23 protein-coding genes are annotated in these 21907 nt (G+C 63.8%); 11 read left to right on the top strand and 12 right to left on the bottom strand.

Translation table 11 applies throughout. From position 1 onward, the window contains the following. Positions 1 to 202: 202 nt before the first annotated feature. The 4 genes from BST28156_RS14590 to BST28156_RS14575 form a co-directional block, all read right to left on the bottom strand. Positions 203 to 502, bottom strand: a complete 300-nt coding sequence (locus BST28156_RS14590) for a hypothetical protein (protein ID WP_081000735.1) — start codon at positions 500 to 502, stop codon at positions 203 to 205. Positions 503 to 607: 105 nt separating this feature from the next. Next, complete coding sequence (locus BST28156_RS14585; RefSeq protein ID WP_105766383.1) at positions 608 to 1756, bottom strand: DUF3396 domain-containing protein; 1149 nt, start codon at positions 1754 to 1756, stop codon at positions 608 to 610. Between the two features lie 5 nt (positions 1757 to 1761). Beyond that, a complete protein-coding gene (locus BST28156_RS14580) occupies positions 1762 to 2511 on the bottom strand; it encodes a VRR-NUC domain-containing protein (RefSeq protein WP_081000734.1) in 750 nt (249 codons plus the stop codon). After that, positions 2508 to 3035, bottom strand: a complete 528-nt coding sequence (locus BST28156_RS14575) for a PAAR domain-containing protein (RefSeq protein WP_174902544.1) — start codon at positions 3033 to 3035, stop codon at positions 2508 to 2510. The genes BST28156_RS14580 and BST28156_RS14575 overlap by 4 nt, the downstream gene beginning before the upstream one ends. 668 nt (positions 3036 to 3703) lie before the next feature. On the opposite strand from BST28156_RS14575, the gene BST28156_RS14570 reads away from it, so the two are divergent. Together BST28156_RS14570 and BST28156_RS34755 are read left to right on the top strand one after the other, a co-directional pair. Beyond that, positions 3704 to 4351 carry a hypothetical protein gene (locus tag BST28156_RS14570; protein ID WP_174902543.1) on the top strand — a complete coding sequence of 216 codons (648 nt, stop codon included), beginning with the start codon at positions 3704 to 3706 and terminating at the stop codon, positions 4349 to 4351. A gap of 27 nt (positions 4352 to 4378) precedes the next feature. Continuing rightward, on the top strand, positions 4379 to 5248 hold the full coding sequence (locus BST28156_RS34755) for a DUF6708 domain-containing protein (protein ID WP_254596380.1): 870 nt from the start codon (positions 4379 to 4381) through the stop codon (positions 5246 to 5248). 86 nt (positions 5249 to 5334) lie between these two features. Here the strand turns inward: BST28156_RS34755 and BST28156_RS14560 are convergent, their stop codons facing one another. Together BST28156_RS14560 and BST28156_RS14555 are read right to left on the bottom strand one after the other, a co-directional pair. Further along, positions 5335 to 5706 (bottom strand): DUF1493 family protein, encoded by a 372-nt coding sequence (locus BST28156_RS14560; protein WP_174902542.1) that lies wholly within the window; start codon positions 5704 to 5706, stop codon positions 5335 to 5337. Positions 5707 to 5709: 3 nt separating this feature from the next. Then, positions 5710 to 6141: an STM2901 family protein gene (locus BST28156_RS14555; RefSeq protein WP_060246219.1), complete on the bottom strand. Its 432-nt coding sequence runs from the start codon at positions 6139 to 6141 to the stop codon at positions 5710 to 5712. 299 nt (positions 6142 to 6440) lie between these two features. Here BST28156_RS14555 and BST28156_RS14550 point away from each other — a divergent pair, with 299 nt between their 5' ends. The 3 genes from BST28156_RS14550 (at position 6441) to BST28156_RS14540 (ending at position 9435) form a co-directional block, all read left to right on the top strand. After that, positions 6441 to 6614 (top strand): hypothetical protein, encoded by a 174-nt coding sequence (locus tag BST28156_RS14550; RefSeq protein ID WP_244131510.1) that lies wholly within the window; start codon positions 6441 to 6443, stop codon positions 6612 to 6614. Positions 6615 to 7179: 565 nt separating this feature from the next. Next, positions 7180 to 8328 (top strand): glycosyltransferase, encoded by a 1149-nt coding sequence (locus tag BST28156_RS14545; RefSeq protein WP_174902541.1) that lies wholly within the window; start codon positions 7180 to 7182, stop codon positions 8326 to 8328. A gap of 27 nt (positions 8329 to 8355) precedes the next feature. Then, positions 8356 to 9435 (top strand): glycosyltransferase family 4 protein, encoded by a 1080-nt coding sequence (locus BST28156_RS14540; RefSeq protein ID WP_060246216.1) that lies wholly within the window; start codon positions 8356 to 8358, stop codon positions 9433 to 9435. Between the two features lie 54 nt (positions 9436 to 9489). Here the strand turns inward: BST28156_RS14540 and BST28156_RS14535 are convergent, their stop codons facing one another. Next, the gene (locus BST28156_RS14535; protein WP_174902540.1) at positions 9490 to 10563 is read right to left on the bottom strand and encodes a glycosyltransferase family 2 protein; all 1074 of its coding nucleotides are present in this window, start codon (positions 10561 to 10563) and stop codon (positions 9490 to 9492) included. Positions 10564 to 10613: 50 nt separating this feature from the next. Next, positions 10614 to 11870, bottom strand: coding sequence for a flippase (locus tag BST28156_RS14530; protein WP_174902539.1), 1257 nt, complete (start codon positions 11868 to 11870; stop codon positions 10614 to 10616). A gap of 418 nt (positions 11871 to 12288) precedes the next feature. On the opposite strand from BST28156_RS14530, the gene BST28156_RS14525 reads away from it, so the two are divergent. Both BST28156_RS14525 and BST28156_RS14520 read left to right on the top strand, forming a co-directional pair. Then, entirely contained in the window at positions 12289 to 13665 is a 1377-nt protein-coding gene (locus BST28156_RS14525; RefSeq protein WP_254596379.1) for an oligosaccharide repeat unit polymerase, read from the top strand. A gap of 324 nt (positions 13666 to 13989) precedes the next feature. Next, the gene (locus BST28156_RS14520; protein ID WP_060246213.1) at positions 13990 to 14193 is read left to right on the top strand and encodes a hypothetical protein; all 204 of its coding nucleotides are present in this window, start codon (positions 13990 to 13992) and stop codon (positions 14191 to 14193) included. A gap of 99 nt (positions 14194 to 14292) precedes the next feature. On the opposite strand, the gene BST28156_RS14515 is transcribed toward BST28156_RS14520, so the two are convergent. Beyond that, a complete protein-coding gene (locus BST28156_RS14515) occupies positions 14293 to 15093 on the bottom strand; it encodes a transporter substrate-binding domain-containing protein (RefSeq protein ID WP_060246212.1) in 801 nt (266 codons plus the stop codon). Between the two features lie 414 nt (positions 15094 to 15507). Here BST28156_RS14515 and BST28156_RS14510 point away from each other — a divergent pair, with 414 nt between their 5' ends. Next, positions 15508 to 15825, top strand: a complete 318-nt coding sequence (locus BST28156_RS14510) for a DUF7716 domain-containing protein (RefSeq protein ID WP_174902538.1) — start codon at positions 15508 to 15510, stop codon at positions 15823 to 15825. Positions 15826 to 15970: 145 nt separating this feature from the next. On the opposite strand, the gene icmH is transcribed toward BST28156_RS14510, so the two are convergent. From icmH to tssJ, 3 genes are all read right to left on the bottom strand, one after another. Continuing rightward, positions 15971 to 16753 carry a type IVB secretion system protein IcmH/DotU gene (gene icmH / locus BST28156_RS14505; RefSeq protein WP_009691910.1) on the bottom strand — a complete coding sequence of 261 codons (783 nt, stop codon included), beginning with the start codon at positions 16751 to 16753 and terminating at the stop codon, positions 15971 to 15973. After that, the gene (gene tssK / locus BST28156_RS14500; RefSeq protein WP_060246209.1) at positions 16750 to 18096 is read right to left on the bottom strand and encodes a type VI secretion system baseplate subunit TssK; all 1347 of its coding nucleotides are present in this window, start codon (positions 18094 to 18096) and stop codon (positions 16750 to 16752) included. The genes icmH and tssK overlap by 4 nt, the downstream gene beginning before the upstream one ends. 102 nt (positions 18097 to 18198) lie before the next feature. Further along, entirely contained in the window at positions 18199 to 18810 is a 612-nt protein-coding gene (tssJ, locus tag BST28156_RS14495; protein ID WP_060246208.1) for a type VI secretion system lipoprotein TssJ, read from the bottom strand. A 374-nt stretch (positions 18811 to 19184) separates the two neighbouring features. On the opposite strand from tssJ, the gene BST28156_RS14490 reads away from it, so the two are divergent. From BST28156_RS14490 to tssC, 3 genes are read left to right on the top strand one after another with little or no spacing between them, the layout of a single operon-like run. Next, entirely contained in the window at positions 19185 to 19823 is a 639-nt protein-coding gene (locus BST28156_RS14490) for a tetratricopeptide repeat protein (protein WP_060246207.1), read from the top strand. Positions 19824 to 19863: 40 nt separating this feature from the next. Beyond that, positions 19864 to 20379: a type VI secretion system contractile sheath small subunit gene (tssB, locus tag BST28156_RS14485; RefSeq protein ID WP_060246206.1), complete on the top strand. Its 516-nt coding sequence runs from the start codon at positions 19864 to 19866 to the stop codon at positions 20377 to 20379. 15 nt (positions 20380 to 20394) lie between these two features. Then, complete coding sequence (gene tssC / locus BST28156_RS14480) at positions 20395 to 21885, top strand: type VI secretion system contractile sheath large subunit (protein WP_060246205.1); 1491 nt, start codon at positions 20395 to 20397, stop codon at positions 21883 to 21885. Positions 21886 to 21907: the final 22 nt, after the last annotated feature.

Raw genomic sequence — 21907 nt, 5'->3', positions numbered from 1 at the left:
CGCCGCAGAGGCGTTCTCGGGTCCGGACCCCGCCCGGAGGACGCTGCCTGCGACCCGGCGCGCGCAGTTGTGACCCCGCCCCACCTGCCCGCAAAATCGAGCGGTTTTTATGCACGCATGCAGCGCGCGCTTCGGCCCGTCCGGCTGCGGGCCGCGCGGTGGTTGGCGCGGGGATTTTTCTATGCAGTTTTATGCGCCCTGATTATGCAGTTCCGGCATCGCCCGCTCCGGTGCCGTGGTCGGACTGTGGCGGATAACAGAGCGCAGCGAGGCGGACGAGCGCCTCCAAGCGTCGCTCATCGGACGCATAGCTTGCGCCAACCCGTTCTACACCCAGTTCAAGCGTGAGGCAGCGCCACAAATCGAGGGCACCGATTGCGGCTCCAAGATGGATGTCGGCAGCGTGGCTGCCGCGCGGGCGCGACGCGACCTGCGTGAGGTGGTGCTGGATTTCGCGTTCTGCGCACGCGGTGATTCGCTCGTAGGTGAGAGGCACTTCCATAGCAAGGCACTCCGGGGCCGGGCGGCTTAACGTCCGGCCGATGCTACCAGCCCACTCTACACCCAGCTGTGAGAAATGGTAATGCACGGACGTGGTGGCTGCCCGCTATCGGGGCTGTCGGACGGTCGGCGTAGTGTCATTGCTGTCCGGTAGCTTGGGCGTCTTGTGAAGCGCGACCCAGTAGTCGGGAAGTTCATCCTCGGGCACGTTGAAGCGCTGCAACCATGCCTCGCTTGACACGCTGGTATTGAGTAGCGGCGCCGTGCTGCTCGCGGTGCCGCTTTGCAGGCTGTTGATCTTGTCGGCGACGATCTTGCGCAGCGCGTGGTTCAGCAGCACATATGCGGCCGGTGGTGCGGGCGGAATTCCCTTTCCTAAGGGCACGCCTGCGACCGGATCTACGCCAGCCTGAATGATGAGGCCGCCGTCTCGGAACGGTGTCTTGCGGTACCAGTCCGGGGGAAGCGTTAGGGCAGAGGCGCCGCCCGCCCGCTGAACGAGGTCAGCATTCAGTGCAACAAGCCAGTCGACGGTCTTGATTCTCTCCACTAGGTCGCGGAGCCCGGTTCGCATCGGATCGCCGATGTCGATTCCGGGGCCATACAGGCGTCCCCAGAAATACTCGCTCGCTTCGTTCGGCCGACGACCCATCGGAGGAACGTTCACTCCGTAGCCTGCGTGTCCATGGACGGTCGGCACTGCCGCTGCAAATTCGGCGAACAGCTTCTCGAATGTGCCCGGGCTGATTTGCAGGAACCGGCGCGGTACTGTGAAGACCATCACGTCGAGGCCGCGGGTACCCATCGCGGCTTGCCAGTCCTCAAGACAGAAAACGGAGAATTCGTAGAAGCCCGCCGCGAGCTTGTGGTCGGCGCTCGTAGTTGATGAAACGAGGATCGATTCGCTCGGCAGATCCTTCGCCAAGCTCGGAAATCCCGGTGTCTTGTCGAAGGCGACAGGTTTTGCACCCTCTTCGTAGAACCAGCGCATCGGGCCGGTTCTTGGTGCTTCGATTCCAGCTTCCTTTGCGGAAGCCTTCTCGTATTCATCGATCACAGTGAGGTAGCGATCGTAGCACTGGACGAGTGCCTGCCGTACCTCGGGGGCGTACCCGCCCTTGAAATACAGCACGCCCCGCACGACGAGCGCGGCGCCCACGATTCCTTTCTGGTAGGGCTCTTCGAATAGGCCGAATGGCAGCGTGTCTTGTCGCTGCGGATCGTCGGCCCACGCAATCAATTCGTCTTTCGTCATGACCTTCAGGGGATGGGAAAGGGCGATGGGGCCGGGCCCGGTGCCGGGGGGAGTCCGAGAGGCGAGCGGTACGACCTGCCCGGGGCATCACCGAAAAGCTCTTCAGTTTCGGAATGTGTCTTCGCCGATCGAGCAGTCTGTCGCTCACGCTTCTCGTCCCCACATCCACAGTCGCCGCGCTCCAGCGGGGCGTACTTGTCGTCGTCTCCGGCAATCCGCCGATATGCGTCTTCCTGACCAACGCCGAAATCATCGTCGAACTTCATTTCGACGACGGCTCGAATGTTCGATTGTACCGGTGGCTGCGAAGGGTCGTTCACGACCACGACATCTGGTCGGCGCGTCTGTATCTTTCCGGCCTGCTTCCCCTTCAGGTAGCCGGCCATCTTGCCTGGCCAACTGTCGCGGATATAGTCCAACAGGTTGTCGTGCGGTACCAGAGGATCGGCGTCGGACATGATCGGTGAGGGGGGATCCTGGGTCATGTCGTAGCTGACTTCGGGGACGTAGGGAGTCTTTTGTCCGGTTTCCTTTACCGACCGGGCGTTTTCGGAGTCAAGCCGTTCCTTGACGCACCGCTGACGCTGAAGCCGGCCACCACCACGCGTCCAAACGCCCATCGAGTTGCATTTGCACATGACGGGGCAGAGTACGGCCTTGTCGGCTGGCGTCAAGCCCTTCCTTGCTCCCACGACGGTAGTTTTACCGTCGCGCGTCGAGTTCCCCGCTGCTGATCCGCCCGAATATCCAGTCATGCGTCCTCCGCGCCGGAACTGCCGTGACTGAATGTGAGCGAGGCGGACTGGCTGCTGTTCAGCCAATCCGTATAGCCGTTCGCGTCCGTCGTGCCGCGTATCGTTTGGCCGTCGGACGATATGGTGGTGTAAGGGTGATTCGCCAGCGGCTCTCGCGTCTTATCGTCGACGAGCTGGAAGCGTCCGCGATAGGCTCCATCGTGCTGTGCGATCACGCTTTTTTCGCCGCCCACAGGGGCGCCCACTCCCGACGTTGGGGAGGCCGTCGCCACGCTTTGCGACGCGATCAGGGTAGCGCCGCACGCGGTCATGTCGCCGTCGGAGGCGACCGGACGTCCGTTGAACGTCATGTTCAGGTCGGCCTTGATTTTGACGATCGGATAGATACCGCCGCAGCGGGGACATGAAACCATATCGCCGAGCAGAGCCAGTGCCTTTCCATCGACCGTGTTTGTCATATCACTCGCGATTACGCGCCCTCCGTGGGAAGTCGTGTCGCCGTCCCGAATGAACGCAAAGCCCATATCGATCTCTCAGAAAATGTTGGTTTGCTGCGGAATCTAGCATGTCCGGATAACGAGATGCCCTGTCAGTGTTGTCGGGACATTGCCATGCAGCCAGTCGGCGGCCCTCGTCAGTGCACGTTTCCAAACCGAGCAACGGCCTTGCCAGATAAGGCGCGGCAGGCTGCGATATAGTCCGTATTGGAAACGCGATAACGAGCTAGATACTTGAAATTGTTGACAATTTCGAGTGGTTTGTAATCATCAGGTGGCGGGTTCGAGTCCTGCAGCCGGCACCATATCTCTTTCCGAGGGCAATCCTCGGGAGTCGGAAACCCGTGATAGCTTCAACGCTTCACGGGTTTTTTTACGCCCGAAGCGTTCGGCGTCATGTGGCGGCGCGGTGATGGGCCTCGCTCTGATCCGCTTCGGGCTTCGAGCAGGTGGATTGCTCGCCCTTCCCGTTAGTATCGGTAGACGGATCGAATAAATTGCCTGCGAAAAGGCTGACGGTGAACGAGGAGCCTTCGCTCGACAGCGCTCGAACTATCGACGCGAAAGACGGTGTTTTATGGAGCTGGGGTCTCGCAGGCTTGCGAGATACGACGGTGTGAAGCGGGAGGTTTTCGAGAACCCTTGCAATCGCGCCTGATGCTGCAACGACTGACTGCCGGTGCGGGAGCGGTGAAATGAAAGAGCGTGTCATCGGGGTATTGCTGTGTTCCGTTGCTGCCGGCATGAGTCATGCGCAGACGCAGCCGGACGGAAACCCGCCCAATTCGAACGAAAGAGCCGCGGCGATTCAGCGTGCGTTCAATCCGACCGCGCGTATCGACGAATACAAGACACGCATCGATTTCGACCGGAAATTTGCAGCCGATGATGGCCGGACGATCGTCGCGTTCGACTGGAGCACGCTCGCGACGGCGCAAATCCTCGGCCTGCGGACGTTGAAGATCGAGCACGCGGAACAGCACGTCAACGAAACCGGACCGCTCAAAACGATCCGCGAATATGTTTTCAACGGCGATTTCGATGGCGCGCGCGTGTCGATCACGATTGCGCAGGGACACGACCGCTTCGCCGCCGCGGACTATTTCTTCCACGAGACAACCTCATCGTCGACAGTTCGGGTTCCGTTCGAGACGGACCCTGACGGTCTCGGAAGCGTATTGGTCCGGAGCGTCGGCGGCAGCCCGGGGCGGGGATTCGTATGGATCTACCGGAACCTGTGCTTCGTCGTGTCGGGCGCTTCGGCCGACGCGGCGCGCGATCTCGGGCAACGCTTGCAGGCGCTCGCGGAGGCTCATACGGTGAACGCCGATGGCACGTCTTGACCGCCGAACCGGAAGAGGGACATCGACATGAAAAACCACAAGAACGACTACCGGGTCCTGTTGCCGGAGTGGAATCAGCCGGATCCGTATTTCGACCGGTTCCCCGGCAAACTGGCGAGAACCCGCCAGGGCGTCACGCCGCCGTGGCGCGTGGCAAGCAACGACAAGCGGCGGCCTATCCACGAGATGGCCAGCACCTGCGATTCCCTTTTGAACATCTATCCGAATGCGATCGAGGTTGGCACGCCGATGGGTGCCGGCGGGAAAACGGTGTTTCTGATACTCGGCACGCTGATGGGGCTGCTCGGCGCAGCGGGCATCGGCTATCTGGCGGTGCTGGCCTTGCTCGAAATTCCTCTCTTCGGCATTTTCGTATCGGCGGCCGCGCTGTTGTTCCTTTTGTTTGCAGTGTTCTGCCTTCGGGCGGCACTTTTTTCTCCCCGAGATCTCCCCGTCCTTTTCAACCGGAAGGATCGCAGCGTGAGCTTCATTCCATATGTAACGCCCTCGTTCTGGCGATTCTGGGAAAAAGGGGGGGTAGGCGCTGTGCGCACACGCGCGTGGGACGACGTGAAGGTCCGCTCCTACAAATGGACGCAATTGACGGGCGCCGCGGCCCGCGAATCGTATTTCCTGTCGCTGTTATGGGGCGAGGTCGATAATCCGCGCTCGTGCGCGGAGATCGTCAATATCGGCTACACCGGGTGGTGGGAGGACGCAATGCTTTGGCGGCTGTATGAGCATATCCGGCGCTACATGGAGGAGGACGGGCCGCCGATTCCGCATGGAGAAGGATTACGTCGGACCGGTACCGGCAAACTGCCCGCCTTCCCTGCGGCGATCATTGCTGCAGCCGGCGGCGAGACGCTCACGGGGGAGTGGGTTACCGGCGTTTGATGCGCTGAAAAGAGCGATTGCCCGGTTCCGCTTTGGTACCGTTTAGCAACACTTTTGACACAGCGCCGTTAACCGAATTTCGCGGTTTAATTGACGCTGCCTGACGACGCTTCAATCGCCTCCGTTTCCCACTTCCCCCGCCGCGTCGCCTCCGCGAGCATTCCCAAGGTCAACGGTACTCGCGCCGGCCGACGGTGCCGCTTCGAGAACAGCCCGACCAAAGACGACAGCAGTTCCTGGCCCTCCGGGCCGAAATATCGCCGATACGGGAAGTCCTTGGCATCGACGTTGAACGCCTCGGCCCACTTATCGATGAACTCGACCGCATCGAGGCCCGTAACGCCGAGGTCTTGCTCCAGCCGCGACGCTGGCTGCAGGTCCAACTTCCCGCCGAACATCGGCCGGCCAAGTTCCGCGCGCGTGAAGGCTTCCAGCCGTTCCCAGATATCGTCTTTCATAGCTCAGAGCAGCCGGTCTTCGGGCTTGACGAGGTGGTTATACGTCACCACGGTATTACGCATGATCATGAACGCGTCGCTGGCCAGAAACACCTCACCCACGACCGGAATGGTCCGCCCGATCCATGCCCCCAGTCGGCGCGTGAAGGCGATCCGAATACCGGATAGCCCGACACCCGTAACCATCGGCAGCCGAAACGGCAACACCTGTGGGAACAGTTTGCGGGCTGCGAGCGAGGCAACCGACGTGCCTTCCGTCGCCCCAGCGAACTTGCCGGGGGCAGGGACGTCGGCCTGCCCGAGCAGCACTGCGGATGCTGCAGCCAGGTCATCCAGGCCGAGCTGCTTACGGGTCTCGTCAAGGGCAACCCAGACGAACAAGTCGACGGGCCGTAGGTTGTGGTGAGTCCCGTAGTTGTATCGGTTTTCGGTCATGCACTTTTCTCCTTTTGGCGGGGGCCGCTGCTCTCTCAGCGTGTGCCAAAGCCCCGGCGCAGGAGATACTACAGCATCGGCCTGGATCGCCACTTACACGGGCAGGCGATGGCGGCTAGCGATGCTTCGTTCTGGGCCGACGCCCGGATCACCGTGTACGGCTACCGTCGACGATCCGATAGACCGGTGTTGACCGCCGGTCCCGCGGCTCTCAACAACGGCAAAGATCATCACCGCTGCCGGCGGCGCGACGCTCGCAGTAGAGCCGGGCACCGGCGCTCGCCGCGCACAAGGACGCCGTGCACGGCTATAACCGCCCCGGCGCGGTAAAGACGAAGACCTATCGTCTGTTCGCCGGCGGCGAAGCGGAATGGACCTGTTACTTCGCGCCGGTCACCGACGCGCAATATGCCGAGACGCAGAACTACACGGTCGAGCGCGCGCTGTCGGAGACGGCGAAGGCGCTGCACTGATTTCCGTTTCGCGCGCCTTCCAATACACGCACATTCAATTCCACGCCCAGCGATAGCGCGCCGTCGGCCGCGCGTCCACATACCATCAGGACCAACTTGGGCCCCGTGTGCGAAATCCCGCTCGCGTCACGCCTAATGTAAGCCATCGCACCCAGTGCGCCGTGCGCCCGACGCACAATGCTCCAGACAAGCGGGATTTCGCGTTCTCGACAGGAACCTGCCGCCACACGACCGTGAGTCGCGGTACGGCACGGATGCCCGAACGGATGCGCTGAAGCGGTACGCCTCGGCGTCAAGCAAGCCGAGGTGCATCCGTCGCGCCGCATTGCTTCGCGCAGGCACGCATCGATTCGCCGCTTTCGCGTGCGGTGACGACGGCATGCACGGGCAAACATCTACCCGACACTGCGCTGGCTCGAACGGAGCGACGACGCATGAATAGCGCCTACGTTCAGTTCGTTAAACAACTTAGGAATCCATAACCGCCATGAAAGCATCGTGACGGGTCGGCTGTCCGTTCCGAAAGCGGGCGATTGAAAACACGGTTGAATGAATAGGTTCCAGGATGTCCACTGAAAGACTCGTTCACATTGCCGAAGCGTTTGGCGGAGGCGTGTTTTCGATGCTTGCCACGCTCTCCAACCAGGCCGCGGCGACGGGCATCGACGTGACGGTGCTGCATGCGGTTCGACCGGAAACGCCGAGCGATTTCGCCGCGTTCTTTCATCCCGACGTGAAGCTCGTCTACGTCGACATGGTTCGCGAGGTCAATGCGAGAAAGGACTGGAGCAGCGTGCGCGCACTCGTCCGACATCTGCGCGACTGCAAGCCGACGGTGATTCACCTTCATTCGTCGAAGGCCGGCGTGCTGGGGCGGATCGCCGCGAGGATCGCCGCGCCGAATGCGAAGGTGCTCTATTCGCCGCACGGGCTTTCGTTTCTGCGTCGCGATGTGTCGCGTGCCAAGCAGTTCGCGTACCTTAGTTTCGAACGCATTGCGGCTCGCATGGGTGGGACGGTGGTTGCCTGCTCGCGGAGCGAACTCAACGAGATCAAGGAAAGGGTTCGCGCGAAATCGGCGGTTCTGGTGGAAAACGGCGTGAATGTGGTTGAAATCCCCGCGCGACGGATGCACGGCGATACAGGGATCACGATCGGGATGAGCGGGCGGGCGTCGTTCCAGAAAAACCACGAAGCATTTGTGCGTCTCGCCGACGAACTGCACGGCCCGGACGTCAGGTTCTTGTGGATCGGCGGCAACGCCGACGAGGTTCCGGATCGTCGGGACAGCCACGCCGTCGTTTGCAGCGGCTGGGTGACGCGCGCGCGTGCGTTGGAGTTGACGTCCGGCCTGGATATCTACGTGCAGACGTCGCGCTGGGAAGGCATGCCGGTGGCGTTGATCGAGGCCCAGGTCGCGGGCATACCGGCCGTGGTGACGGACGTCGTCGGCAACCGCGACGTGATCATTCATGGCGTGACCGGCTATATCGCGTCGAGCGACGAAGAGATGGCCGCGTATCTGGCCATGCTGCGGGACGACCGGCAGCTTCGCGAACAGATGGGCGCGGCAGCCAGGCAATTGGCGAGCTACCGATTCTCGATGAGCACGATCTTCCGGCAGTGGCTTTCGCTTTACGGACTGCGTACCGATCAACCGGCAACCGATGCACCGGGCTTCAAGCGCGCCGCTTCGTATCAGGCGATGCGCTAGTTCCGATTCCGATATCCGATCGTCGATATGAGCACTTTGAACAGAACGAAAAAACTCGTCTATAACGGCCGATTCACCTGCCAGAAAACGACCGGCGTGCAACGCGTCGCACGCGAGCTGATCGCCGCGCTGGTGCGCTTGCAGCCTCACGACCCCGTGACGGTGTACGTTCCGCCGCAGCCCGGCGTGGCGGTGAGCGGCACGAAGACGGTCGAGGTCGGGTTCTTCAAGGGCGTGGTCTGGGAGCAACTGGTGCTGCCGTTCTTTGCGCGCCGCAATCGCATCGTGAACCTCAGCAATTCGGCATCGATCTTTCTCGGCAACCAGATCGTCTATATGCACGACGCGGCGGTATTCGACACGCCCGCCCACTTTTCCCGGCGCTTTCGCGTGTGGTATCGGATCATGTTCTGGATTCTCGCGCGAACGTCCGTCTGCGTGCTGACCAATTCCTACTTCTCGCGCGATCGTCTCGCGCTTCACTGCGGCGTTGCACGCGAACGGATCGGCGTCGTGCCGCTGGGATCGGATCATCTCGATGCGCTCGAACCGGACGCGAGTGTGCTGAACGAACTTGCGTTGACGCCGCATCGATTCGTGCTCGCGGTCAGCAGCATGAATCCGACGAAGAACTTCGGCCGCCTGATCGACGCGTTCCGGAAAATCGACGATCCGTCGATCGATCTGGTGATCGTCGGCATGCGCAATGCGACCGTGTTCGGAAAACAGCACGACATGTCGGCGGCCGAGCCGAACATCAAATATGCAGGCTACATCAGCGATGAAAAGCTGAAGGCGTTGTATCAGAACGCGACCTGCTTCCTGTATCCGTCGATCTACGAAGGCTTCGGGATACCGCCTCTCGAGGCGATGCGCTATGGTTGTCCGACCGTCGTGGGGCGCGCGGCGGCGTTGCCGGAAGTGTGCGCGGATGCGGCGCTTTACTGCGACCCGTATTCGTCGAACGATATCGCCGACAAACTGCGGACCGTGCTGGAATCCGCCGCGCTCAGGGAGGACCTGAAGCGGCGCGGATATGCGCAGGCGGAGCAATACCGCTGGAGCAAAAGCGCGGAAACGATGACGAAAATCTTCAACGATCTGTAGTCGAACCTGCGGCACGCGGCGATTCGCGAAACAACATCACGGGGCGGTTGGATCTCACCCGACCGCTCGCCGATCCGGTGCGCCCGCGGGCCGCGTATCGTCGCTGTGCTTGCGCGCGCGAGACAACGGGTTGGCGATATAGCGAATCGCACGGTCGCTGAGCGTCGACGACGGCAGCAGGCACGCGAGCGACAGCCCGGCGACGGCCAGTTTCTTGAACGGACGCCAGAACGGATTGCGCAGCACGGTATGCCAGTAGCGTCCCGACTCGTGGCAGAACCAGCGCCAGCGCCGCGCGAGCGGTGCGCGATACAGCGTGCTCGCGAACAGCGCCTTCTCGATCGCGAAGTCGAGCGGCGCGACCGGCAGCGATTCGTGCAGCCGTGTGCCGGCGAGCGCGCGCAGCGTCGTCCAGCGGCGTCCGGCTTTCAACGCGCCGGTGGCCGCGTCTTCCGCATTGCCGAAAGCCAGGTCGGCCGTGTTGCCGGCGGCGTGCGTGCCGGACGGGTGGTGAATCCGATAGCCGCCGAGCGCCGCGTCGATCATGTGGACGGCGCCGAGCAGTGCAATGCCGTAGATCGCGTAGAAGTCGGCGCCATGCAGGTTGTCGGGCGTGACGGGCACCGGAAAGATGCGCTTGAGCGCGTCGGTCCGATACGCATTGCCCGACGCGGGCGGCGACGGGTAGAGCCAGCCCTCTCGCAGCAGGCGGCCGCAATCCGCGTCGACTGCCGATTGCGGAACGGTGACGCCCGTGAGCGCGCCGTCCTGCGTGATCACGTCGAGCCGGAAATGCACCTTCACGAAATCGCCGGACGCGAAGGCGGCCAGCACGCGCGCGGCCGCGTCGGCGTAAAGCAGGTCGTCCGCGTCGAGCAGGATCACGTACGGCGTGGCGACATGTTCGAGCGCGCGGTTGTAGGCCGCCACCTGGCCGCGATTCTCCTGGAAGACCGCGAAGATGCGCTCGCCGTACGAGCGGATGATGTCGCGCGAATCGTCGGTGGAACCGTCGTCGACGACCAGCACGCGAATGCCGTCCGCCTGCTGCGCGAGCGCGGAATCGATCGCGCTGCGCAGGTACGCGGCATGGTTGTAGTTGCAGATTGCAATGGTCAGGTTCGCCATGGGCGGCTCCCGGAATGGCATGGTTTGACGCGTTCGGTCGCGGTGGCGCGCTAGCGTCGCGCGGCCGCGCTGCCGATCAGCGGAATGCGCGCGCGATAGACGACGGTCGCGAGCGCGGCGGCGATCGCCGTTTCCGCGAGCAGCACGGCGACGGCCGCGCCTTGTTCGGCAAAGTGCTTCGCCAGCACCGGCACCAGCACGATGTTGAGGATCCCGGACGACATCAGGATTCGCGTGAACGCGGTCTTCATGCCGAGCGGCAGCAGCGTCTGCACGCCGAACAGGTCGGTCATGCCGGCCATGAACGGGATGAACGCCATCCAGCGCAGCACGTTGACGGTCGGCTCGTACGACGGTCCATACAGAATGCGCACGGCCAGCGGCGCGCCGAAGAAGATCACGAGCGAAATCGACAGCACCATCGCGACCTGCACGATGAACAGCTTGCGCAGCAGCGAGAACGCGTCGTCGCGCGCGTGCCGCATCAGGTAGTTGATGCGCGGGTAGGCGGCGGTCTTGAGCGGCCCGAGCAGGCTGAGCGCCGCGCGGATCAGCTTGTCGCCGGCCGCGAAGTAGCCTGCCGCGACGTTGCCCGATACGAAGCCGAGCAGCACCGTGTTGGTCGACGCATAGAACGCGACCGACGTCGACGCGAGAAACACCTGCCAGCCGCCCCGCAGCGATTCGGCGATGTCGGCGATGCTCACGCGAACGAACTCGACTTCGCGATTGACACGCAGGTAGACGGCGAGCGCGATCGACGACCCGAGCGGCACGGCGGCGTTGATCAGCATCGCGGTATCGAGATCGGCGGGTCCGTGCACGAACAGGAACATCGCCGGAATGGTCAGCACGCGGCCGCCGGTCAGGATCAGCGCGAGTGCGCGCAGCTTCTCCATGCCCTGGAAATACCAGCCGGGCGTGAACGCCGCGCCCACGACCATGCCGAAGCCGATCAACAGCAGCGCGCGATTCTCGGCGAAGCGTCCGACCACGAAGGTCAGCGCGACCAGCACGACGAAGCTGACAGCGGCGATGCCGATCTGCGCGAACAGCGTGGCCCAGAAGATCCGCGACCGCTCGGCGCGATCGTCGCGCGCGTGCGCGATGCGCGGCGTGGCGGTCAGGTCGAAGCTGTAGCTCGTGCAGTTGAAGAAGTACGCGATGACCGCGAGCGAGAACGCGAGCTGACCGTAGCCTGCCGGCCCGAGCGCGCGCGTGAGCAGCGGCGCGATCAGCAGCGGCGCGGCATACATCGAGATCTGCAGCGTCAGCAGCAGCAGGAAATTCTTCTTGAGGTTTGACATTCGCTCGATCGGCGCCGTGAAGTCTCGCCCGACGACGGATACTGATCGTCGGGCGGGTGCGCGGCCGGTCGACGCGGACCGGGCTGCCTCGATTCATGACCGGCATCGCCGTTGCCGGTTTCGCCCGGCGACGCCGAATGCAGCCACGTCTATGCCGGCCATGATACGGCGCGTGCGTGGCGGCTATGTTCGCGAGCCAACCGTTCGGCGATTCGTTCCGCGCTGCACGGGAATTCGCAGGTCGCCTGTTATTCGGGGTGCGGTCCCGCGAGCGTATGAAGATTGCCGTTCGGTGCGCTCGCTCACAGACGCGCAGCGCGGTGCGGTGTTCAATCCGGTATCGGCGCACGGGCGGCCGTGCCGGCCGGATCCGCGGCACGCGCGCGAGCCGTGCGCGGCAAGTGACGGAACGGACATCATGAACGAACGAGCGGCGGCGGGTGCGCGCACCCGACTGCGACAGGCCGGGACGCCGGCGCGCGTGACGTTGCGCGCGCGACCCGCGGCGGGCGGCTATGCGGGCTACTGGTGGGAAGATCCCGCACGCCTCGTGCTGATCTTCATCCTGCCGTTGTACGGGATGCTGTCGCTGAGCCTGCTGGGCGACCAGAAATCGATTGCACGGCTCTATTTCGACGACTACTACGCGTTCGCCGGTGCGTTGTTCCTGCTGGTCGTGATGGCTGCCGCCTGGTTCGCGACGACTGAGGCGGAGTCGCGGCCGGGGCCGGCGGCGGCGCCGATCGAGCTGCCGCCGCACGTGCTCGATTTCCTGTTCGTGCTCGCGATGTTCGGTTATCTCGTGATGATGAGCGGCATCATCACGCACCCGGCATTGCTGCTCGCGTTCCTGCACGGCGATGCGACCACGTACGTGATGCTCGAGCAGGTCGGACGGATCGCCGGCCTCAGTTCGTTCACGCAGGCAACGGCGCCGTTCGTCGCGCTCTATTTCTACGTGTTCCGGACGCCGGTGAAGGGGCTGAACCGCTACAAGGTGTACATGGTCGTGCTCGGCGTGCTGACGCTGCTGCGCAGCTTCATCTTCGCCGAGCGGCTGGCGCTGATCGAGATGATGCTGCCGTTCGCGCTGATGGTCGTGCGGTTCCGGCTCGGCGGCCGATATTCCGCGGTGCTGAGGTTCGGGCCGTACGCGGCGATTCCGCTGCTGTTCGCGCTGTTCATCGCCAACGAGTACAACCGCTCGTGGGAAGCCTATTACGTCAATATCTACGACAACGTGTTCGATTTCGCGCTCGAGCGTCTCGGCCTGTACTACTCGACGGCGCTGAACAACGGCGCGGGGATCGTGAGCGTGCTCGGCTGGGGGAGCGGCCACCCGATGTTCACGTTCGACTGGCTGGTGCGCTTTCCGGTGATCGGCGCGATATTCCAGCCGTGGCTCGACTCGACCGACAGCATCACCGTGTTCCTGAACAGCTATGCCGACCCGGAATTCAACAACCCGTCGGGCATCTTCGTCCACTTCTACGAGTGGGGCTGGTTCGGGCTCCTCGATGCGGTCGTGCTGGGCTGGGCGCTCGGCCGCAGCTACGCGGGATGGCGCAGCGGCAACGGGTTCTGGTGCTGCGCGCACGCCGTCCTTTATGTGTCGCTGATGGAGGTCATGCGCACGCCGAACCTGTTCAGCGGGCGCAACTTCCTGCCGATCGTCTTGCCGATCCTGATATTCCGCTGGTTCGCGAAGCGGCCGGCGCGGGTGTTGCCGGCGGTCGGGCGGGAGCGGCGCGGAGCGGCCGTGCAAGCGGCGGGAGGCGCGACCGATATCGGTTGATTGTCGGCTGCTGCGCAACGCACACGCCGACGTCGCACGGCTGTTCGCGCACGATGCGCGCGATGTCGTTGCGCCCCCGTTTTGCTGTCACGGCTACGTCACGAAGCGCCCCTAACGTTGCACTTCCCGTCGCGGCGGCACGCCCGGTGCGCGCCGCTCGGGTATGCGATCGCCCCGGTTCGGGGCGGTGCCGCGCGCCTGCGATGCCGTGCCTGCGTCGCGGGCAGCCTGCGAGGTTTCATGCCCGTCGGGTGTGCGCAATGACATTCGCCGAACGAGCGCGACGCTGATCGCCTCGGATCGAGCGATCAGGAGACAAAGTCCATGTTGAGTCCGCATGAATTCTCGATGCTGCTCCGCGTCGCGCGTGCGCCGGACAGCGTCGATCCGTCGAATCCGGCATTCGCGGTGCTCGTCGAGAAGCAGCTGGTCGACGACACGCAGAGCCGCACGAACCCGGTGGCCGCGCGTCCTGCGCTGACGCCGACCGGCCAGATGCTGCTCGCGCGGTTCGACGAGGCGGCCTGACCGGAAAGGCGCGCGCCGTCCGGAACCGCACAAGGTCGAGCGACGGGCGTCACGCCTTTCGCGCGAGCGAAGGACGTGACGCGTCGACGTGCGAGGGGATTACTGCGCGACCGGCACGGTCACGTCGCTGCCGAACCAGTGCATCGAGATCTTCTTCAGCGTGCCGTCGTTGCGCAGCGAAGTCAGCGCGTCGTTGATCGCCTTCTCGAACTTCGGATTGCCCTTGCGGAACGGGATCGCCATTTCCTGCTTGCCGCCGTTCAGCACGGCGCCCGGGCGCAGCGGAAGGTTCGAGGTCTTGATCATGTACGGCAGCATCAGGCGGTCGTCGAGCGTCGCCTCGATCCGGCCGGCGGCGAGATCGCGCAGCTTCTCCGGCGCGCCCGGGTACGTCTGCACCTCGATGCCCGGCACGGCGCGCGCCATCTGGTCGTAGTTGGTGCCGAGCGTCACGCCGAGCTTCTTGCCCTTGAAGTCTTCGAGCGACTTGAAGTCGCGCGTATCGTCCTTGCGCTGGATCAACTGCGCGGCCGAATACGTGTAGGGCTGGCTGAAGTCGAGCACTTCCTTGCGCTGCGGCGTGATCGTGACCTGGTTGACGATCACGTCGAACTTGCCGGCCTGCAGGCCGGCGATGATGCCGCTCCATTCGGTCGGCACGAACTGCGTCTTCACGCCGAGCTTGCCGGCAACCGCGTTGGCGACATCGACGTCGAAGCCCTCGAGCTGGCCCGACGTGCCGCGCGAGTTGAACGGCGGGTACGTGCCTTCGAGACCGACGCGCAGCACGCCGGCTTTTTTCACGGAGTCGAGCAGGTCTTCCGCATGGGCGGCGACGGCCGTGAAGCCGAGGGCCGACGCGAGCAGCAGGCCCGACAGCAGGAACTTCGAACGTTTCATCGCAGATCTCCAGGGTTTCGATGTCGTGTAGTGAGCGCCGGAATCCCGATCGGACCCGGCGCGGCCGGAATACGGGCACGTAGACACTACTCGCAACCGGGCCGCGCTGGAAGTCGAATTGGCCCTGATTGCAATCGATTCCATCGGGGCGGTGTCTGCACGGACGAGTACGGGGGCAAGTCCGTCCATGTCGAACGCGGCGCCGGGATGCCGGACATGCTGGTCAAGGACAACCTCGGCGAGTTCAACGCGCACTGGGTGACGTGGCTGCTGGTAAAGGGCTCCTGGCCGTTTTTCCAGCGAAGCGCGATGTTGGCCGGATCGGAATTGGCATAATCACGGCTCGCCGATGCGATCGCAGCGACGCACAATCTTTCGTAACCGTCACGCCGACTGATTCCAGCTACAACTCCCATGTCGACCACCCCCGCGACCGAAGTGTCGCTGAAGCACATTCTCGAACGTCCCGGCGATTTTTCCGGATGGCTGTACCTGCCGCCGATGCCGTGGACGCTCGACACCGAAGGCGCATTCTCCGAGGACCCTCCCGATGCGGAAGACGACGCGGTACCGGCCGTCGCCCGGCAGCCGGGCTGGCAGATCACGCTGGACAGCGCGACGATCGAGGACATCGTGATCAATGCGCACGACCAGATCGACGAACCGAGCATCGCGCAGTTGCTCGACGCATTTTCCTTCTACGTCGAGAACGACGCGTTCATCCTGTTCTGACGACACGCGAGCCGACCCGGCGCGCGCGAATCGCGCACCGCCACGCGCCGCAACGATCGACGTCCGCTTCACCATGAAAAAAGGACCGCCCGTGAACTGCAGCGGTCCTTTCTTCGTCATACGACGCGCTTGCGCAGCCGCGCTCTTACGGCAACGAAATCGTCAAATTGGCCGACTCCGGACCGACCTTGATCACCTGCGAATAAGGGGCGAGCGCCTGCAGCGTCTTGTCCTTCAGATAGGTATTGAGCCCGAGATACCCGAGCAGCGCGACGAGCGCGAACACCGCGCCGATCGCCCACACCGGCACTTCGCGCTTGAGTCGATGCGCGATCTGGTCCGGCAGCGGCCAGTGCGGCGCGAACGGCGCGCGCTTGCCCTTCATGTGCGCGATTTCGTCGCCGAGCCGTGCGGTCAGGTAGGCCAGCTTCTCCGGCCCTTCCAGCAGATACTTCCCCTGGAAACCGAGCAGCAGGCACATGTGGAACACCTCGAGCGACTGCAGCCGCGCCGCGCCCTGCGCGCGGCAATCCTCGAGATACGTGAAGAACTTCTCGCCCGCGAGCTGCTCGCCGAACAGCACGAGCTGCAGCGGCCGGCGCTCCCAGTCCGGGCGGATCTTGAACTGCGACGACAGCACCATCTCGTCGACCGCCGCGCAGTACGCGAACTTCGCGCTGTATACGTCCTCGGCGGCGATGTTCAGCTTCTTCGCGCCGCGCTCGAAATCCGACAGGAATTCCTGGATACGCGTGCTGAATTCGCTCGCGCTGTCCGGCTCGCGGCCGTTCTTGAGCAGGAACAGCATGAAGAAACCGTCGTACAGCAGGTCGAGCAGCGAGCGGGCCTGGAACGCGGCGTCCGTCGACGCCGGGGTATGCATGGGGGCCGGCGCATTGTCGCCGAACAGGGAAGGCGCGTAGCTCATGATGTGACCGCGATCAGTTCGAATTTCAGGTCATTGATGCCAGTCGGCGCGTAGATCATCGCGGACTGGGCCTGCAGCATGCGCTCGTACAGCGCGCCGCGCGAATCGAGCGCGAAGTAGCACGCGCCGGGGCGCACCGGAATCGCGGGCGGCACCTGCGGCGTATACGCGAGCCGCACGCCGGGCATCGCCGACAGCACGAGCTTGTCGACGTCGTCGGGTGCGCCGACCTTGAAGCGGGCCGGCACGGCCTCGACGAGCTCGACGCTCGGCAGGTCCGCGGACACCGCGAGGTAGAACGCGGTCTTCTCGTCGATCTTGCCGGAGTCGAGACGGCCGAGATGGAACGACGGACGCACCTCGTCGAGCGTGATCGCGAAGTAGCGCGTCGAGATCACGGTGTCGAGCAGCTCGCGCAGCATCAGGTCGAGGCGCGCGAAGCCCGGCCCCGGATCGTCGTGGCGGTACACGGGCAGATCGGCGAGCGAATAGCCTTTCGAGAACGTCATCAGCTGGCCCGCAAGGCGCAGCAGTTCCTGGAACAGCCGCTCGGGATGCAGCGCCGCGTGCTGGTGCAGGTGCGCAAGCGTCGCGAACGCGGCGTTCGCGGTGTGCAGCAGCCAGAACGACGCGATGTCGCCGGAGCGGAATTCGATGATGTTCTTCGACGGCTCGCGGTGGAAACCGTACAGCGCGTTCACCTTCGCCTGCAGCGCGTCGATCAGCTGGCGCAGCCGCTGGTGCAGGATCGGCGACGCGTCGATCGCGAGGCACGGCGGCACGAAGCTGTCGTCGATCTCGAAGCCGGACGTCGCGGTGCGGCGCACGCGCACGAGCGGCACCGACAGCAGCTGGTCGCGCGGTTCGCTGTGCGCGATCAGCTTCACCTGCGTCTTCAGGAACGTGATGTCGGCCTCGGCCGCATCGGTGAAGTTGTCGGCGACGCTGGTCTGCTCGCTGACGAAGCGCGTCGTGAAGCCGGCGGCCGGATCGTCGCTGTAGTTGGTGCCGTTCTCGCGCAGCGGATGCAGCGCGAGATAGAACACGAATTCGTTGATGCCGTCGGGCAGCGTGTCCAGCGCGATCGGCGGCGGCAGGTCGTCCGCCTGCGGCGCCGCATACAGCGCGCCGTCCGGAAACACGAGCGCGAGCTCGGCGACGCGCAGCACGTTGCTGCCGAGCGCGTCGCGATCGATGCGCACCGAGCGCACGCCCCAGTTGTACGGCTGGATCGCCTGGATGGACTCGAACAGGCGCGCTTCGTGGTACGCATCCTGCCGCTGAAAATGTTGAGGCCGGAGGAACAGCCCCTCCCCCCACAGCACCTTGGCCGAATAACTCATGTCAAATCCGGTTAATGTGGCGTTGCGATGTAATCGATTTGTTCGTGCCCGAATTAAATCGCCAAGTGTTAACTCTTGTTAATTGACATTCGTGCGTCATGCTTAACCGCAGCTCACCGACGAAAGCAAATTGAGCGGTTGTGACGGCGCACCCTGTTGCGGTGCGATGACCGTGCCGTCGGTGACCGTCATCGCGCAATTATGCAGGCCGATGATTATGCCGGATTTCTCCGACTTTGCCGGATCGAACGTCAGTTTCCATCGCTGGAGTGCAGGATCGCGGAACAGCGCGACGATGCCGAACGCCTGCGCTTCACGCGAAACCTTTTCGGTTGCCGTATAGCGCTGGCCCGGAATCAGCGTGATTTCGCGCACGTTCAGCAGGTCGGCGCCCAATGCGGCCTTTTCCTTGGTCGGATCGGTAAATGCGTCGAACGGCGCCTGCTGGAACGAGGTCGGGTCCTTCAGCGCATAGAGCCGCACGACCAGCGCGAGCGGCTTGTTGTCGGTCGCGGCGTTCAGGTTCGGCGCCGCGGCGAGCGTGATGCCGATGTTGCGCGGCGGCTTCTGTGCGTCGGGCACCTCGGGCTTGCCGATGCCGGCGGCCGACATGACGGCGCTCGCGGCCGAACCGAGCAGCGGGGCGGCCGCGCAGCCGGCCAGAAGCGCGCAGGCGACCAGCGGCAGCGCGTAGCGAATCATGGACGGTCTCATCGTGTTTCCGGCGTGTCGCCTTTTACTCCCTGTCAAATCTACCGGGCATTTCAGCGTCGACGCGAATGCCGGCCATCCCACCGTTCAACTATTAAGCAGCGCGCGCCGCGGCAGGCGTTCGGAAATTTTTTCCGTTGTCCGGGCGATGCGCCCGGCAACCAGTAAAACTTGCGCATTCCGGCCGCAGAGAAAATCGTCGCACGCGTGCTGCGACGGGCTTTTCGAGGGGGTGGCGCACGGTTTTAAAAGGAATTACTCTGCACGCGACGATTGAATTATGAAAAATTGATCGGTACTATACCCGCGCGCTTCTTGCAAAGCAAAAGAACCAGATTCTCAACGATTTTAAAACTCACGCGCCGGTGGATATAACGATGAAAGACCGTCTCTTCGCAAAATTGTCCGGGGTAGTGCTGGCCTGCGGCGTGATCGCCGGCTGTGCGACCCAGCCGACGCCGCCGACCGCCGATGTATTCAACAAGTCGCTGGCCGATGCGGACGCGGTTGCGAAATCGGGCGATCAGGACAAGGCGCTCGGCCTTTACCAGCAGCTCGCGAAGTCGGACCCGACGCGCGAGGAACCGTGGTCGCGCATCGCGCAGATCCAGTTCGCCCAGAACCACTATGGCCAGGCGATCGTCGCCGCCCAGGAAGCGCTGCAGCGCGACGCGACCGACCGTCAGGCGAAGAGCGTGCTGGCCGTCGCGGGCCTGCGCATCGCGACGCAGTCGCTCGGCGAGCTGCGTCAGGATGCCTCGCTCGCGGGCGATGCGAAGTCGGACGCACAGGCGCTGGCGAAGCAGCTGCGCGAAACGCTGGGCGAGAATGCGCTGTTCCCGCCGGAGCAGAAGGCGCAGCCCAAGAAGTGGACGCGCACCCGGCTGCATCGTCCGAAAGCAACGGCCCGTACAGAGGCCGCCGACAGCGGCGCGGCAACCACGCCGCCCCCGCCCCCGCCGGTGAGCGCCGGCACGCCGCAGAAGGGCGGCGACCCGTTCAGCGCGCTGCGCTGAGCGGATCGACCAAACCACAACCAACCTGGGAGCCGTCGAGATGGCCAAGAAAGAAAGCATTCAGAAAAGCTTGCAAAAAATACGGCCGCCGCGCGTCCAGCTGACCTACGAGGTTGAGAAGGGCGATGCGATCGAGGTGAAGGAATTGCCGTTCGTCGTCGGGGTCGTCGGCGATCTGGCGGGCCAGTCCGAGATCGAGCAGCCGAAGCTGCGCGACCGCAAGTTCGTCAATATCGACCGCGACAACTTCGACGACGTGATGAAGGCGATCGAGCCGCGCGCCGCGTTCCAGGTGGAAAACCGCCTGAGCCCGGAAGGCGGCAAGTTCGCGGTCGACCTGAAGTTCCGTTCGCTGTCGGACTTCAACCCGGACGAAGTCGTCGAGCAGGTCGAGCCGCTGCGCCGCCTGCTCGAGGCGCGTTCGAAGCTCGCCGACCTGCGCAACAAGCTGGCCGGCAACGACAAGCTCGAGGATCTGCTGTCCGAGGTGCTGAAGAACACGCAGCAGTTGCAGGAGCTCGCGAAGGGCACGGGCGGCGACAAAGACGGCGAATGACGACGGAGTGTTGAGATGAACCAGCAAACGGCTCCGGCCCAAGCAAGCGGCGCGGAATACGCCGCCGGGACTTCGCTGCTCGACGATATCGTCGAGAAGAGCAAGGTCGCGAAATCCGATTCCGAGCACGCGCGCGCGAAGGACCTGATCGGCGAGCTCGTGCACCAGGTGCTCGACGGCACGGTGATCGTGTCGGACAACCTGTCGGCGACGATCGACGCCCGCGTCGCGGAGCTCGACCGCCTGATCTCGACGCAGCTGTCCGCGGTGATGCATGCGCCGGAATTCCAGCGCCTCGAAAGCACGTGGCGCGGGATGGATTACCTGGTCAAGGAAAGCAACACCGGCCAGACGATCAAGATCAAGGCGCTGCATGCGCCGAAGCGCGACCTCGTGCGCGACTTCAAGGGCGCGAGCGAGTTCGACCAGAGCGCGCTGTTCAAGAAGGTCTACGAAGAAGAGTTCGGCACCTTCGGCGGCTCGCCGTTCGGCGCGCTGATCGGCGACTACGAGATCTCGCGCCAGCCGGAGGACATGTACTTCATCGAGCAGATGTCGCACGTCGCGGCGGCCGCGCATGCGCCGTTCATCGCGTCGGCGTCGCCCGAGCTGCTCGGCCTCGAGTCGTTCGCCGACCTCGGCAAGCCGCGCGATCTCGGCAAGGTGTTCGACACGGTCGAATACGCGAAGTGGAAGTCGTTCCGCGATTCCGAGGATTCGCGCTACGTCGGCCTCACGCTGCCGCGCTTCCTCGGCCGCCTGCCGTTCAATCCGAAGGACGGCCAGACCGCCGAGAGCTTCAACTTCGTCGAGGATGTCGACGGCACCGACCACGACAAGTATCTGTGGTGCAACGCCGCGTGGGCGTTTGCCGCCCGCCTGACGGCCGCATTCGACGACTTCGGCTGGTGCGCGGCGATCCGCGGCGTCGAGGGCGGCGGCCTCGTCGAGGACCTGCCGACCCACACGTTCAAGACCGACGACGGCGAAGTCGCGCTGAAGTGCCCGACCGAGATCGCGATCACCGATCGCCGCGAGAAGGAGCTGAGCGACCTCGGCTTCATCCCGCTCGTCCATTGCAAGAATTCTGATTACGCCGCGTTCTTCGCCGCGCAATCGGTGCAGAAGCCGAAGAAATACAGCACCGACAGCGCGAACGCGAACGCCGTCCTGTCCGCCCAGCTTCAGTACATCTTCTCGGTATCGCGCGTCGCGCACTACCTGAAGGCGATGATGCGCGACAAGATCGGCAGCTTCGCGTCGGCGCAGAACGTGGAGACATTCCTCAACCGGTGGATTTCGCAGTATGTGCTGCTCGACGACAACGCGTCGCAGGAGCAGAAGGCGCAATTCCCGCTGCGCGAGGCATCCATACAAGTAGCGGAGATTCCGGGCAAGCCGGGCTCGTATCGTTCGGTCGCATTCCTGCGCCCGCACTTCCAGCTCGACGAACTCTCGATTTCTCTGCGGCTTGTCGCTGATCTGCCCAAACCGGCAAATTCATAAGCGAGCAAATCGCCTGGGCGGG

The sequence above is a fragment of the Burkholderia pseudomultivorans genome (assembly GCF_902499075.1).
Classification (GTDB): Bacteria; Pseudomonadota; Gammaproteobacteria; order Burkholderiales; family Burkholderiaceae; genus Burkholderia; species Burkholderia pseudomultivorans.
Note: the sequence above shows the minus strand (reverse complement) of the source record. Positions and strands in the feature narration are given on the sequence as shown.

Coding starts and splice junctions, on each gene's coding strand:
- BST28156_RS14570 (WP_174902543.1), top strand. CDS start 3,704: ATGAAAGAGCGTGTCATCGGGGTATTGCTGTGTTCCGTTGCTGCCGGC.
- tssB (WP_060246206.1), top strand. CDS start 19,864: ATGGCCAAGAAAGAAAGCATTCAGAAAAGCTTGCAAAAAATACGGCCG.
- BST28156_RS14575 (WP_174902544.1), bottom strand. CDS start 3,035: ATGGGCTTTGCGTTCATTCGGGACGGCGACACGACTTCCCACGGAGGG.
- BST28156_RS14535 (WP_174902540.1), bottom strand. CDS start 10,563: ATGGCGAACCTGACCATTGCAATCTGCAACTACAACCATGCCGCGTAC.
- BST28156_RS14490 (WP_060246207.1), top strand. CDS start 19,185: ATGAAAGACCGTCTCTTCGCAAAATTGTCCGGGGTAGTGCTGGCCTGC.
- BST28156_RS14580 (WP_081000734.1), bottom strand. CDS start 2,511: ATGACTGGATATTCGGGCGGATCAGCAGCGGGGAACTCGACGCGCGAC.
- BST28156_RS14590 (WP_081000735.1), bottom strand. CDS start 502: ATGGAAGTGCCTCTCACCTACGAGCGAATCACCGCGTGCGCAGAACGC.
- tssK (WP_060246209.1), bottom strand. CDS start 18,096: ATGAGTTATTCGGCCAAGGTGCTGTGGGGGGAGGGGCTGTTCCTCCGG.
- BST28156_RS14525 (WP_254596379.1), top strand. CDS start 12,289: ATGAACGAACGAGCGGCGGCGGGTGCGCGCACCCGACTGCGACAGGCC.
- BST28156_RS14540 (WP_060246216.1), top strand. CDS start 8,356: ATGAGCACTTTGAACAGAACGAAAAAACTCGTCTATAACGGCCGATTC.
- tssJ (WP_060246208.1), bottom strand. CDS start 18,810: ATGAGACCGTCCATGATTCGCTACGCGCTGCCGCTGGTCGCCTGCGCG.
- BST28156_RS14585 (WP_105766383.1), bottom strand. CDS start 1,756: ATGACGAAAGACGAATTGATTGCGTGGGCCGACGATCCGCAGCGACAA.
- BST28156_RS14545 (WP_174902541.1), top strand. CDS start 7,180: ATGTCCACTGAAAGACTCGTTCACATTGCCGAAGCGTTTGGCGGAGGC.
- BST28156_RS14530 (WP_174902539.1), bottom strand. CDS start 11,870: ATGTCAAACCTCAAGAAGAATTTCCTGCTGCTGCTGACGCTGCAGATC.
- icmH (WP_009691910.1), bottom strand. CDS start 16,753: ATGAGCTACGCGCCTTCCCTGTTCGGCGACAATGCGCCGGCCCCCATG.
- BST28156_RS14520 (WP_060246213.1), top strand. CDS start 13,990: ATGTTGAGTCCGCATGAATTCTCGATGCTGCTCCGCGTCGCGCGTGCG.
- BST28156_RS34755 (WP_254596380.1), top strand. CDS start 4,379: ATGAAAAACCACAAGAACGACTACCGGGTCCTGTTGCCGGAGTGGAAT.
- BST28156_RS14515 (WP_060246212.1), bottom strand. CDS start 15,093: ATGAAACGTTCGAAGTTCCTGCTGTCGGGCCTGCTGCTCGCGTCGGCC.
- BST28156_RS14510 (WP_174902538.1), top strand. CDS start 15,508: ATGTCGACCACCCCCGCGACCGAAGTGTCGCTGAAGCACATTCTCGAA.
- BST28156_RS14560 (WP_174902542.1), bottom strand. CDS start 5,706: ATGAAAGACGATATCTGGGAACGGCTGGAAGCCTTCACGCGCGCGGAA.
- tssC (WP_060246205.1), top strand. CDS start 20,395: ATGAACCAGCAAACGGCTCCGGCCCAAGCAAGCGGCGCGGAATACGCC.
- BST28156_RS14555 (WP_060246219.1), bottom strand. CDS start 6,141: ATGACCGAAAACCGATACAACTACGGGACTCACCACAACCTACGGCCC.